The 12,680-nt window shown below is 71.4% G+C and carries 11 protein-coding genes; 1 reads left to right on the top strand and 10 read right to left on the bottom strand.

The features are described from left to right. Positions 1-4: 4 nt before the first annotated feature. Together ACFY0T_RS14615 and fmt are read right to left on the bottom strand one after the other, a co-directional pair. On the bottom strand, positions 5-1,438 hold the full coding sequence (locus tag ACFY0T_RS14615) for an RsmB/NOP family class I SAM-dependent RNA methyltransferase (protein WP_388869117.1): 1,434 nt from the start codon (positions 1,436-1,438) through the stop codon (positions 5-7). A gap of 262 nt (positions 1,439-1,700) precedes the next feature. Next, on the bottom strand, positions 1,701-2,633 hold the full coding sequence (gene fmt, locus ACFY0T_RS14610; protein ID WP_388869115.1) for a methionyl-tRNA formyltransferase: 933 nt from the start codon (positions 2,631-2,633) through the stop codon (positions 1,701-1,703). A 427-nt stretch (positions 2,634-3,060) separates the two neighbouring features. On the opposite strand from fmt, the gene ACFY0T_RS14605 reads away from it, so the two are divergent. Continuing rightward, positions 3,061-3,603, top strand: coding sequence for a hypothetical protein (locus tag ACFY0T_RS14605; protein WP_388869112.1), 543 nt, complete (start codon positions 3,061-3,063; stop codon positions 3,601-3,603). Positions 3,604-3,812: 209 nt separating this feature from the next. Here ACFY0T_RS14605 and ACFY0T_RS14600 read toward each other — a convergent pair whose 3' ends face one another. The 8 genes from ACFY0T_RS14600 to ACFY0T_RS14565 form a co-directional block, all read right to left on the bottom strand. After that, positions 3,813-5,960 carry a primosomal protein N' gene (locus tag ACFY0T_RS14600; RefSeq protein WP_388869109.1) on the bottom strand — a complete coding sequence of 716 codons (2,148 nt, stop codon included), beginning with the start codon at positions 5,958-5,960 and terminating at the stop codon, positions 3,813-3,815. A 434-nt stretch (positions 5,961-6,394) separates the two neighbouring features. Then, a complete protein-coding gene (metK, locus tag ACFY0T_RS14595; RefSeq protein WP_388869107.1) occupies positions 6,395-7,603 on the bottom strand; it encodes a methionine adenosyltransferase in 1,209 nt (402 codons plus the stop codon). Positions 7,604-7,842: 239 nt separating this feature from the next. Beyond that, complete coding sequence (gene coaBC / locus ACFY0T_RS14590; RefSeq protein WP_388869104.1) at positions 7,843-9,045, bottom strand: bifunctional phosphopantothenoylcysteine decarboxylase/phosphopantothenate--cysteine ligase CoaBC; 1,203 nt, start codon at positions 9,043-9,045, stop codon at positions 7,843-7,845. Positions 9,046-9,141: 96 nt separating this feature from the next. Then, positions 9,142-9,414 carry a DNA-directed RNA polymerase subunit omega gene (gene rpoZ / locus ACFY0T_RS14585; RefSeq protein ID WP_003982715.1) on the bottom strand — a complete coding sequence of 91 codons (273 nt, stop codon included), beginning with the start codon at positions 9,412-9,414 and terminating at the stop codon, positions 9,142-9,144. A 37-nt stretch (positions 9,415-9,451) separates the two neighbouring features. After that, positions 9,452-10,009: a guanylate kinase gene (gene gmk / locus ACFY0T_RS14580; RefSeq protein ID WP_388869101.1), complete on the bottom strand. Its 558-nt coding sequence runs from the start codon at positions 10,007-10,009 to the stop codon at positions 9,452-9,454. Positions 10,010-10,046: 37 nt separating this feature from the next. Beyond that, positions 10,047-10,370, bottom strand: a complete 324-nt coding sequence (locus ACFY0T_RS14575; protein WP_016638838.1) for an integration host factor — start codon at positions 10,368-10,370, stop codon at positions 10,047-10,049. Between the two features lie 310 nt (positions 10,371-10,680). Further along, a complete protein-coding gene (gene pyrF / locus ACFY0T_RS14570) occupies positions 10,681-11,523 on the bottom strand; it encodes an orotidine-5'-phosphate decarboxylase (protein ID WP_388869099.1) in 843 nt (280 codons plus the stop codon). Beyond that, complete coding sequence (locus ACFY0T_RS14565) at positions 11,520-12,626, bottom strand: quinone-dependent dihydroorotate dehydrogenase (protein WP_388869411.1); 1,107 nt, start codon at positions 12,624-12,626, stop codon at positions 11,520-11,522. The genes pyrF and ACFY0T_RS14565 overlap by 4 nt, the downstream gene beginning before the upstream one ends. Positions 12,627-12,680: the final 54 nt, after the last annotated feature.

The following is a 12,680-nucleotide window of genomic DNA, read 5'->3' as shown; positions in this document are numbered from 1 at the left end:
CGGGTCAGCCGGTCCTGCGGATCAGCGCCAGGTACATGGCGTCCGTCCCGTGCAGATGCGGCCACAGCTGTACGTCGGGGCCGTCGCCCAGGCCCGGTACGCCTGGCAGGAGCGGGCGGGCGTCGAGCAGTTCGGCGGAGCCGCCGTCGTAGTGCTTGAGCACGTCGTCGACGACCGCGCGGGTCTCGGCGAGGTGCGGCGAGCAGGTGGCATACCCGACGACACCGCCGACCCGTACGGAGTCGAGCGCCGTGCGCAGCAGCCCGCGCTGGAGCGGCGCGAAGCCGTCCAGATCCTCGGGGCGGCGCCGCCAGCGGGCCTCGGGACGGCGGCGCAGGGCGCCGAGGCCCGTGCAGGGCACGTCCATGAGGACACGGTCGAAGGTGCCGGGCCGCCACGGCGGACGGGTGCCGTCGGCGGCGATGACCTGATACGGCCCGGGGTTCCCGGCGAGGGCCTTCGCCACCAGGCCCGCCCGGTGCGGCTGCTTCTCGGAGGCGAGCAGCACGGCACCACGTTCGGCGGCGAGCCCGGCGAGCATGGCGGCCTTGCCGCCGGGTCCGGCGCAGCCGTCCAGCCAGGTCTTGTCGGGCCCGTCGAGCGGCGCGTTCGCGAGGGCGAGCGCGACCAGCTGGCTGCCCTCGTCCTGGACGCCCGCACGGCCCTCCCGTACGGCGTCGATGGCGCCCGGCTCGCCGCCCTCGGTGAGCCGCACGGCGTACGGCGACCATCGTCCGGGGAGCGCGGACTCCTCGCCGAGTACGTCGAGGAGCTCATCGGCGGTGGCACGCCCTGGCCGGGCGACGAGGGTCACCTCCGGCCGTTCGTTGTCGGCTTCGAGCAGATCCTCGATTCCGGCGCGGCCACCGCCGAGCGAGTCCCACAGCGCGGAGACGACCCAGCGCGGGTGTGAGTGCACGACGGCGAGATGGTCCTCGGGGTCCTCGTCGTAGGGCGGCGCGACCTGCTCCAGCCAGCCGTCGAGATCCTGCTGCGCGACCTTGCGCAGTACGGCGTTGACGAACTTCGCCCGCCCGTCGCCGAGCACGACACGGGCGAGTTCGACGGAGGCGGAGACGGCGGCGTGCGTGGGAATCCGCGTCCCGAGCAGCTGATGCACACCCAGGCTGAGCACATCGAGCACCGGCGGGTCGACTTCCCTGAGCGGCCGGTCGACACAGGCCGCGATGACGGCGTCGTACGTCCCCTGCCGGCGCAGCGTCCCGTACACCAACTCGGTTGCCAGCGCCGCGTCCCGCCCGTCGAAGTCGCCCTTGGCGCGCGCCTTGCGCAGCAGCGGCGGCAGGACGAGGTTCGCGTACGCGTCCCGCTCGTCCACGGCCCGCAGCGCCTCGAAGGCGAGCATGCGGACCGGGTCCTTCTGAGGACGGCGATGGGGCTTGCCGGGCTTGCGCGGCCGACGGGACTGCTCACTCACGAAAAAGGTGCTCCGGATCCTGGATGGTTCGACCCGTCCAGCCTACGTCCGGACAGGCAGGGGCGGGCTTACGGGTCGCATGCGCCGGAAGGCCGCCAGAGTTCCAGCCCGTCGGGCGTTTGAGGACGAGGCCGTCCAGGCCGATTCAGGGGGCGGAGCCCCCTGGTACAAGGGAAGGGTAGGGGCGGAGGGGGCGAAAGGATCCACGTTTCGCACCGCCCCGCTCCGTGCCCCCGGCGGCCCTCGCGGTCGCCGCCGCCTCTCAGACCCCGAGCCGCTCCCCGGACGGGATCCGCACTCCGCGCGCCCAGTCGGCGGCCCGCATCGGCTTCTTGCCCTGGGCCTGGACCCAGAGCAGCTCGACGGCGTACGAACCGGTCCCGACATACACGTTGTTCTTGCCGACGGACAGCTCGCCGGGGGCGAGGTCCGTGTGGTCGGGCACGGGCGCGACCTGGATGAGCTTGAGCCGCTCGCCCCGGAAGACGGTCCACGCGCCGGGCGCGGGCGTGCACCCGCGGACCACCCGGTCGACGCGCAGCGCTGGGGCGGACCAGTCGATGTGGGCGTCCTCGACGGTGATCTTCGGCGCCATGGTGATGCCGTCGGAGGGCTGCGGCACGGCCTTGAGGCTGCCGTCCTCGATCCCGTCCATCGTCGCGGCGAGCAGCCCGGACCCGGCGAAGGCGAGCCGCGTGAGCAGGTCCCCGCTGGTGTCGGTGGGCCGGATCTCCTCGGTGACGGTCCCGTACACCGGCCCCGAGTCGAGCCCTTCCTCGATGAGGAACGTGGACGCACCGGTGATTTCGTCGCCGGCCATGATCGCGTGCTGCACGGGGGCGGCACCGCGCCAGGCGGGCAGCAGCGAGAAGTGCAGATTGACCCAGCCGTGGGCGGGGATGTCGAGGGCGACGCGCGGCAGCAGCGCCCCGTACGCGACGACGGGGCAGCAGTCGGGCGCGATCTCCCGGAGCCGGGCCAGGAACTCCTCGTCCCGCGGCTTCACCGGCTTCAGCACCTCGATCCCGGCCTCCTCCGCCCGCTCGGCGACCGGACTCGCGACGAGCCGTCGCCCGCGCCCGGCCGGCGCGTCGGGCCGCGTGACGACAGCGGCCACCTCGTGCCGCCCGGAGGCGATCAGGGCGTCCAGAGCGGGAACAGCGACCTCGGGGGTACCTGCGAAGACAAGCTTCATGGGTGGCGGTTGGCCTCTCGGGCGGGAGTTCTTGAGCCCCCGCACGCATGCCGCTCGCGGCGAAGTACGGGGCAGCGCACCAGTCTATGCGGCGCCGGGCGCTGAGGGCTTGAGGGTGTACGGGCAGGACGCCTGCCGCCCACGCCCCGCAGCCGCCGACGGCGTCCCGCCCCCACGAGAGACCCGCACTGGACACCCAACTCGCACGGGCGGTGCGCGGATGGGAGAACAGACGAGCCAAGGCCGAACGCCGAGGCGAGCCAACCCCCACCGGGGGCGTACGCGTCAACATGCGCCCCGTACATATGCCCTTACGCCCCCAGTGCGTGACCAGCGGAGCGGAAAGGCGTTGGTCAAGAAAGAGTTGACCACAACGGGCCGCAATCGCGGCCCGATCCTTTTCAACGCCGGTTCGAGAGGCTTGTTCATGGCCGACCACGCAACCCACGACGCCCAGGCTCGGGCCAGCCTGCACTTGCTGGTGCGGGACATCGAGCGGGTCCGCCGGCAGGTGGACGCACTGCGCACGCTCACCGCCCAGTTGGGCAACGTCTACCGTCCGCGCCGCTCCGGCCCGTCCACGGGCTTCGTCGTCTACGGACGCGCCCCCGCCCCGACCGTCCGCCTCGCCCAGGAGCTGCGGGACAGCGTCGAGACCCTGGTCACCGCCGCCGTGGACTTCGACCGCTCACTCGGTTTCTCGTGGGACGCGGTGGGCTCGGCCCTCGGGGTCACCAAGCAGGCCGTGCACCGCCGTTACGGCGCCCGCCGCGCCGCCGCCCAGGCAGCCGCCGAGGCCGAGCGGGCCACGGAGACGTCGGGCACCCGCACGGTAGCCGTCAACACCGGTATCCCCACGGTGCCGACGGTCCCCGCGGCCCGCTCGATGCCGACCCAGCCGACGGCGGGCAGCCCCACCCTCCGCGACGAGGTGAGGTCCACCGCGTTCCCGGGCCCGCGCAACGGCTGATCCACACCCCGTCTGCCTCCCGGAGCCGACCGGCCTGGGAGGCAGCCTCATGGTGAGACGGCTCTGCGTTGAAACGGCCCTGCGTTGAGACGGCCCTACGCTGACACGGCCCTACGCTGACACGGCCCTGTGCCGAGGCGGAAGTGCGCTGAGGCGCCCCTACCCCACCCCTGAGGCAGCCCTGGGCGCACGCCTCCACCAACGCGCCGTCACCCAATGTCCAGCGGATCGACCCGAATCCGTACGAGCGCACTTCCCCCACGCGCCATCCGCGCCGCCTGCGCGGTCTTCAGCGCGGCCGCCAACGCGGCACCGCTCCCCGGGGGCACCCGAATGAGCGCCCGCTCCCAGTGCTCCCCCGGAGGCGGCCCCCCGACGCGCCGTGGCCGCCCCGCCTCCGTGACGGGCATCGGCACAGGCCCCAACACCTCGGCGTCCCGGGGCAGTTCGGCCGCGGCGAGAAAGCCTGCGAGAGCTTCCGGCGTACCGGAGACGGCCGCCATCCGCGAGACGGGCGGAAACCCCAGCTCGGCCCGCTCGGCGAGCTCCCGCACCGCATGCCCGACGGGATCCCACCGTACGAGCGCCTGAACGGGGCGCAGGGTCGGCTCGGCGACCACCACCACCGTGCCCCCGGCCCCCTGCGGACGTACGAGCGCCGCAGCGCCTATCCACCGCCGCAACGCGTCCTCACCGGCCCGCAGATCGGGCCGCCCGAGCATCGCCCAGCCGTCGAGCAGCAACGCGGCGGCATACCCACCCTCGGCGACGGGCTCGGCCCCCGGCGTACTGACGACGAGGGCGGGCGCCTCGGACACGGTGTCCAGCACCTGCTCCCGCCCGGACGTCCGCACCGGCACGGCGGGAAACGCCCGCCCCAGCTCCTCGGCGGTCCGCCGCGCACCCACGACCTGCGCCCGCAGCCGGAAGCCGCCGCACTCGGGGCAGTGCCACGCCGCCTCGTCCCGCCCGCACCACGCACACCGCAGCGCCCCCGCGTCCTGCGCCTCCAACGGCCCGGCGCAGTGCCGGCACCGCGCGGGCGCCCGGCACTGCGCACAGGCCATCCGCGGCACGTAACCCCGCCGAGGCACTTGCACGAGCACGGGCCCGTGCCGCAGCCCCTCCCTGACGACCTGCCAGGCGAGCGTGGGCAACCGCGCGGCCCGGGCGGCCTCGTCCCGCGCGAGATCCGCGTCCCCCACGGTCCGCACCAGCGGAGCGGTCTCCCGCACCTGCTCCCGCCCCGCCACCAACGGCAACGCCCACCCGCTCTCGACCAGCTGCGCCGCCTCGACGGTGCAGCTCCAACTCCCCAGCAGGAAGGCGGACTTGTCATGGGCGGCTCTCAGCAGCAGCACTTCCCGCGCATGCGGCTGGGGCGCGTGCTGCTCGCTGTGGCTGCCGTCCCCGTCGTCCCAGATGGCGACGAGCCCCACATCACGCACGGGTGCGAACATGGCGGCCCGGGTCCCCACGACGGCCCGCACGGACCCACGCCGGACGGCGAGCCACTCCCGATACCGCTTCTCGGGCCCGGCCTCGGCGGTGAGCACCGCATGCCGCCCCTCCCCCAGCAACGAGGTCAGCGCGGCATCGACACGAGAGACGGCCCGCCCATCCGGTACGACGACGAGGGCGCCCCGCCCGGAGGCGAGCGTCGCGCCCACAGCGCGCGCCAACTCCTCGGCCCAGCCTGGCCCCGGCAACGCGTGCCACACGGCTCGCGGCGCTCCGCCCGCCGCGAGCGACTCCACAAAGGCCGCCCCCCGCCCGTACCTCGCCCAGGACCCGACCGCGGGCACCGCGGGGGCGGGAAGCGGCGCGGGCGAGGGCTTCTGCTCGGCCCGCGCGCTCCTCGGCGGCACGGCGAGCTGCAGCACGTCGGCGAGACTGCCCGCGTACCGATCGGCGACGGCCCGCGCGAGCCCCAGCAATTCGGGCCCGAGCACGGGCTCGGGAGACACCACTTGGGCCAGTGCGGCGAGCGGCCCGGAGTAGTCGGAATCGGCGAGCCGCTCGACGAGAAACCCGTCGATCAGACCGCCGCCCTCGCGGCGCCCCTCCCGCACCCGGTGCCGCCCGGCCCCGAACCGCACCCGGACCCGCACCCCCGGCTGTGCGGCGGCATCAAGCTCCTCCGGCACGGCGTAGTCGAAGTACCGATCAAGATGCAGTACGCCCTTGTCGACCAGCACACGCGCGACGGGCAGTTCCTTGGCGAGCGCGGCTCCCCGCCACGTCCGCGGCTTCGCCTTGGGCTCCCGGGCTTTCCGCACGCCCTCCCGAATCAGCGCAAGCTGCTCGGGCGGCGCATCCTCCGCGCCACCCTCACCCCGCCCATTCGCGCTGCTCACAGCAACATTCCTACCAGACCGCACTGACATCGCCAGGCGCCCGAGATCAAGCCGGCCGCGGATCGCGAACGCCCTGAGGGCGCTTCTGCCATGGGCCGCTCGGCCATACCGGTCCAGGACCGGCAGCAGGATTCGAACCTGCGAGGGTCATCACCCGGAAGTACCCGCAACCATCGCACCGGGCGCCACGACGTCAGTTCCTCCCGAGTTCCAAGCGGCAGCGGACCATGATCCAGATTCACCGCGCACCACTGGGTGCACTCCACCGAAGTAACCGCGGCCATCGCACCGGGAGATCCCCAGCGTACGAACCTCGGGCCGCCCGTACCAGCCATTTCTCGCGGGGGAACGACCCCACAGACGGCATCGGAGTGCCTGAAACGACAAGGCCCGGCGCCCCCGAAGGGGCGCCGGGCCTTGTCGTACGGCTGGTTCTACAGTCCGGCAGCCTTGCGCAGCGCCTCCACCCGGTCCGTCCGCTCCCACGTGAAGTCGGGCAGCTCCCGGCCGAAGTGGCCGTAGGCGGCGGTCTGGGAGTAGATCGGGCGGAGCAGGTCGAGGTCGCGGATGATGGCCGCCGGGCGGAGGTCGAAGACCTCGGTGATGGCGGTCTCGATCTTCTCGGCGTCGACCTTGGCGGTGCCGAAGGTCTCGACGAAGAGACCGACGGGCTCGGCCTTGCCGATGGCGTAGGCGACCTGGACCTCGCAGCGGGCGGCGAGGCCCGCGGCGACGACGTTCTTGGCGACCCAGCGCATCGCGTACGCGGCGGAACGGTCGACCTTGGACGGGTCCTTGCCGGAGAACGCACCGCCGCCGTGGCGGGCCATGCCGCCGTAGGTGTCGATGATGATCTTGCGGCCGGTCAGGCCGGCGTCGCCCATCGGGCCGCCGATCTCGAAGCGGCCGGTCGGGTTGACCAGGAGGCGGTAGCCCTCGGTGTCCAGCTTGATGCCGTCGTCAAGGAGGGCCTTCAGCTCCGGCTCGACCACGAATTCGCGGATGTCGGGGGCCAGGAGGGAGTCCAGGTCGATGTCCGAAGCGTGCTGGGACGAGACCACGACCGTGTCCAGACGGACCGCCTTGTCACCGTCGTACTCGATGGTGACCTGGGTCTTTCCGTCGGGACGGAGGTAGGGGATCGTGCCGTTCTTGCGGACCTCGGAGAGGCGGCGGGAGAGGCGGTGCGCGAGGTGGATCGGGAGCGGCATCAGGTTCGGCGTCTCGTCCGTCGCGTACCCGAACATCAGGCCCTGGTCGCCGGCGCCCTGCCGGTCCAGCTCGTCATCGTCGCCCTCGACCCGGTTCTCGTACGCCGTGTCGACACCCTGCGCGATGTCCGGAGACTGCGAGCCGATCGACACCGACACACCACAGGAGGCTCCGTCGAAGCCCTTCTTCGACGAGTCGTAACCGATCTCCAGGATCTTCTCACGGACCAGCTGGGCGATCGGCGCGTACGCCTTGGTCGTGACCTCGCCGGCCACGTGCACCAGGCCGGTCGTGATGAGCGTCTCCACGGCGACCCGGGACGTCGGGTCCTCTCGCAGAAGCGCGTCGAGAATGGTGTCGCTGATCTGGTCAGCGATCTTGTCGGGGTGACCCTCGGTCACGGACTCCGAGGTGAACAGGCGACGGGACACAACGCTCCCTGTGGTTGCAGCGGCTGCTGGCTGATCATTGGCGGACGGGACGGAGGCTGCGCCCGGCGTCGTCCGAGAACAGTTTATCGGTCGCGCTCGCCCGCAGGACCCCTGTCTCGCTTCTCGGAAGCGCTGTGACCTGCGGCACGGGCATTCTGCGCCATGTCACTCGGTCTCCACCAGGGTCGCCACGCCGGATTTCGCGCGGATGGAGGCGTCGGTTGAGGTTAGTGAGACATTCACCGCAGACGGCGTGCCACCAGGTCCCACACGGTCTCGGCCAGAGCTTCCTTGGGGCCGTACGGCACCGGAGTCTCACTGCCGTCGGCCCCCAGCACCACGGCCTCGTTCTCCTCGGAGCCGAAGGTCTTGCGCTCCCCCACCTCGTTCACCACGAGGAGATCGCAGCCCTTGCGCGCCAGTTTCGTACGGCCGTTGGCGAGGACGTCGTCCGTCTCGGCGGCGAAGCCGACGACCACCTGGCCGGGGCGCGGGCGGTCCGCCGAAATCTCCGCGAGGATGTCCGGATTACGGACCAGAACGATCGGCTCCGGTTCCTGGCCGTCCTTCTTCTTGATTTTTCCGGCGGCGTACGCGGCCGGGCGGAAGTCCGCCACCGCCGCGGCCATCACCACGGCATCGGCGTCGGAAGAGGCCTTCAGCACCGCCTCGCGCAACTGCACGGCGGTTCCGACCTGGACGACGTCCACGCCCGCCGGGTCCGGCAGCCCGGTGTTCGCGGCGATCAGCGTGACGCGGGCGCCCCGGGCGGCCGCGGTGCGGGCGAGGGCGTACCCCTGCTTGCCGGAGGAGCGGTTGCCGAGGAAGCGGACCGGGTCGAGCGGCTCGCGCGTGCCGCCCGCGCTGACGACGACGTGCCGACCGGTGAGATCGGGCTCGGTCGCGCCGCGCGCGAGCACCCGGCGGCAGGTCTCGAAGATCTCCGAGGGGTCGGGCAGCCGCCCCTTGCCTGTGTCGACGCCGGTCAGACGCCCCACCGCGGGGTCGATGACGACGGCGCCGCGGCGGCGCAGCGTCGCCACGTTCTCCTGGGTGGCCGGGTGCTCCCACATCTCGGTGTGCATGGCGGGCGCGAAGACGACCGGACAGCGGGCGGTGAGCAGGGTGTTCGTCAGGAGGTCGTCGGCCAGGCCGTGCGCCGCCTTGGCCAGCATGTCGGCCGTCGCGGGGGCCACCACCACCAGGTCGGCCTGCTGCCCGATACGGACGTGCGGGACCTCGTGGACGTCGGACCAGACCTCGGTGGACACGGGGTGGCCGGAGAGCGCGGACCAGGTGGCGGCGCCGACGAAGTGCAGCGCGGACTCGGTGGGGACGACCCGCACATCATGACCAGACTCGGTCAAACGACGCAGCAGCTCACAGGCCTTGTAAGCGGCGATGCCGCCACTGACCCCCAGAACGACCTTCGGCTTGTCCACCGGGCCTCCCCAACACTCGAAAACGTACAACCCCATGACACACCACAGGCCCGACAGTCGCGCTGCCGGGCCTGGGATGAAGGAAAGAAGCGGTGACTACTGCGCGGGACCCTCAACGGCCTCGGACGTCAGCAGACCCGCGTTGATCTCGCGCAGGGCGATCGAAAGCGGCTTCTCGTGGACGTGGGTGTCCACGAGCGGACCGACGTACTCGAGGAGACCCTCGCCGAGCTGCGAGTAGTACGCGTTGATCTGACGGGCACGCTTGGCCGCGTAGATCACGAGGCTGTACTTCGAGTCGGTGGCCTCGAGGAGCTCGTCGATCGGAGGGTTGATGATGCCCTCGGGCGCAGTGATGGAAGAGGACACGCTTGGCCTTCCGAAAGGTGGGATTGATCAGTGAAGATCACACAACGTCCATCAAGGCTAGCAGCTCGCGCGCCACGTCCTCGACGGAGGTGTTGACCAGGGTGACATCGAACTCCGGCTCGGCCGCCAGCTCGATCTTGGCCGCCTCCAGGCGGCGCTCGATCACCTCGGGCGGCTCGGTGCCCCGCCCGGTGAGCCTGCGCACCAGCTCCTCCCAGGAGGGAGGAGCCAGGAACACCAGCAGGGCCTCGGGCATGGACTCGCGGACCTGACGCGCCCCTTGGAGGTCGATCTCCAGGAGGACCGGCACACCGGCCTCCAGGTGCTCGAGGACGGCCGCACGGGGCGTCCCGTAGCGGTTGCCGGCGAATTCGGCCCACTCCAGCAGCTCGCCGTTGGCGATCAGCTTGTCCATCTCCTCGTCGGTGACGAAGAAGTAGTGGACTCCGTGCTTCTCACCGGGGCGCGGCTTGCGGGTCGTCGCCGACACCGAGAGCCAGACCTCGGAGTGTTCCTTGCGCATATGGGCGACGACCGTGCTCTTGCCGACCCCTGAGGGGCCGGAGAGCACGGTCAGCCGCGGACGTTCACTCATGCAGCGATTATTCCAGCAATCCCGGTATGCCCAGGACTCAGGCGCCGGAGCCGCCGAACTCGCGCTCCAGGGAGGCGATCTGGTTCGAGCCGAGGCCACGTACGCGGCGGCTCTCGGAGATCCCGAGTCGCTCCATGATCTGCTTGGCGCGGACCTTGCCCACGCCCGGCAGGGACTCGAGGAGAGCGGAGACCTTCATCTTGCCGATGACGTCGTTCTCCTGGCCCTGCTTGATGACCTCGTGAAGGGAGGCGCCGGAGTGCTTGAGTCGATTCTTGACCTCGGCCCGCTCCCGGCGAGCCGCGGCGGCCTTTTCGAGCGCGGCTGCGCGCTGTTCAGGGGTAAGGGGCGGAAGAGCCACGCCTACGTCACCTCGGATGTCGAACTGTCGGATACGGACCGGTGAGGAACCTAGTCGCCCCACACCTGGGGAGCTACGAGCAACACGCTTGCCCGTTCTCCCCCACTACCTAGAGGGCGTGGGAGGTGCCCCCACTCGACGGAGACTAGCGGGCAAGTCCGCCAGAGTCAGCGAGAACAGCGGAAAAGTCCTGGTCAGCCTCCCTGGAGCCGGACATTTCCGACATTACGCCCTGGATTTGAGGATGTATTCAGACTCAAGGCGCTCCGAAGACACTCATCGGAGGACTGCCGAGCGACTGTCCGAAGGCTCAGGCGGCCGCCACAGCGGCCCTGATCTCCTCCGCGAAGCGTTCCGCGGAATCCCTCAGCGCGACGACGTCGGGACCGTGACGAAGAACACCTCGGCTCACGTTCGGGACGACATTGCGCACCGCCGCGCCGAAGACACCCGCCAGATCGGCCGCCGTCGCCCCCTGGGCACCGATTCCGGGCGCGAGGAGCGGTCCGTTGATGTCCAGGTCGTACGAGGAGAGGTCGCCCAGCGTGGCCCCGACGACCGCGCCGAAGGAGCCCAGGGGCGCCTCCCCCGCGTTCTCGGCGGCCAGATGCGCGAGCATCGTCGCTCCGACGTTCCGGCCGTCCGCACGGACCGCGTGCTGGACCTCTCCGCCCTCCGGGTTGGAGGTGAGCGCGAGGACGAAGAGCCCGGCCCCGCTGTCGCGCGCGAGCTCCACCGCGGGCTTCAGCGAGCCGTAGCCGAGGTACGGCGACACGGTCAGCGCGTCCGAGAAGAGCGGCGCGCCCTTGCGCAGGAAGGTCTCCGCGTATGCCGCCATGGTCGAGCCGATGTCGCCGCGCTTGGCGTCCATCACGACCAGCGCCCCGGCCGCCCGCGCCTGTTCGACCGACTTCTCCAGGACGGCGATCCCGCGCGACCCGAAGCGCTCGAAGAACGCGCTCTGCGGCTTGAGGACGGCGACCCGGTCGGCCAGCGCCTCGACGACGGTGCGGCTGAACCGCTCCAGGCCCGCGACGTCGTCGTTCAGCCCCCAGCCGCTGAGCAGGGAGGCGTGCGGGTCGATGCCGACGCACAGGGGGCCGCGCTCGTCCATGGTGCGGCGAAGACGCGCACCGAAGGGTTCCAGGCTCATGCGGACTTCCTCACGTCGGCGCCGACGGCGTCGGCGAGGGTGGCGTACGGGCTCGTCCGAAGGCGCGCGGCGAGCCCCTTGTGGATGGCGCGGCCCCAGAAGGGGCCCTCGTAGATGAAGGCGCTGTAGCCCTGCACCAGCGTGGCGCCGGCCAGGATGCGCTGCCAGGCGTCCTCGGCGTTCTCGACGCCGCCGACGCCCACGAGGGTGATCCGGTCGCCCACGCGCGCGTAGAGGCGGCGCAGCACCTCCAGGGAGCGTGCTTTCAGCGGCGCGCCGGAGAGTCCGCCGGTCTCCTTGACCAGAGAGGGTTCGGACTTCAAACCGAGTCCCTCGCGCGCGATGGTGGTGTTCGTGGCGATGATCCCGTCCAGGCCGAGCTCGACGGCGAGGTCCGCGACGGCGTCGACGTCCTCGTCGGCGAGGTCGGGCGCGATCTTGACGAGCAGCGGTACCCGTCGGTCGGTGACCGCACGGTCGGCGGCCTCGCGGACCGCGCTCAGCAACGGCCGCAACGACTCCGTGGCCTGGAGGTTGCGCAGGCCGGGCGTGTTCGGGGAGCTGACGTTGACCACGAGGTAGTCGGCGTGCGCGGCCAGCCGCTCGGTGGACTTCACGTAGTCGGCGGCGGCCTCGGCCTCCGGTACGACCTTGGTCTTGCCGATGTTGACGCCCACGACGGTCCTGAAGACGGGCGTACGGGCCGCCAGGCGCGCGGAGACGGCCGCGGAGCCCTCGTTGTTGAACCCCATGCGGTTGATCAGCGCGCGGTCCGGCACAAGGCGGAACAGCCGCTTCTTGGGGTTGCCGGGCTGCGGCTCCCCCGTGACCGTGCCGATCTCGATGTGGTCGAAGCCGAGCATCGACATCCCGTCGATCGCGACGGCGCTCTTGTCGAAGCCCGCGGCGAGCCCGAAGGGGCCGTGCATCCGCAGCCCGAACGCCTCCGTGCGCAGCTCCTTGTAGCGAGGCGCGAGCGCGGCGGCGATGAAGGTGCGCAGGACGGGGACGCGGACGGCCAGGCGGATCCAGCGGAAGGCGAGGTAGTGCGCCTGCTCGGGGTCCATCCGCTTGAAGACGAGGTTGAAGAAGAGCTTGTACATGGTCATGTCCTCAAAAGAGCCTCACGAAGGGGCTTCACGAAGGGGCCTCACGAA

It is taken from the genome of Streptomyces sp. NPDC001530, from assembly GCF_042894545.1.
In the GTDB taxonomy this organism is placed as follows: Bacteria; Actinomycetota; Actinomycetes; order Streptomycetales; family Streptomycetaceae; genus Streptomyces.
This window is presented reverse-complemented; position numbering and strand designations above follow the sequence as displayed.

Bases quoted from the DNA above. Each gene is read 5' to 3' on its own strand.
- fmt (WP_388869115.1), bottom strand. From the start codon at position 2,633: ATGAAGCTTGTCTTCGCAGGTACCCCCGAGGTCGCTGTTCCCGCTCTG.
- ACFY0T_RS14605 (WP_388869112.1), top strand. From the start codon at position 3,061: ATGGCCGACCACGCAACCCACGACGCCCAGGCTCGGGCCAGCCTGCAC.
- gmk (WP_388869101.1), bottom strand. From the start codon at position 10,009: ATGAGTGAACGTCCGCGGCTGACCGTGCTCTCCGGCCCCTCAGGGGTC.
- pyrF (WP_388869099.1), bottom strand. From the start codon at position 11,523: ATGAGCCTGGAACCCTTCGGTGCGCGTCTTCGCCGCACCATGGACGAG.
- ACFY0T_RS14565 (WP_388869411.1), bottom strand. From the start codon at position 12,626: ATGTACAAGCTCTTCTTCAACCTCGTCTTCAAGCGGATGGACCCCGAG.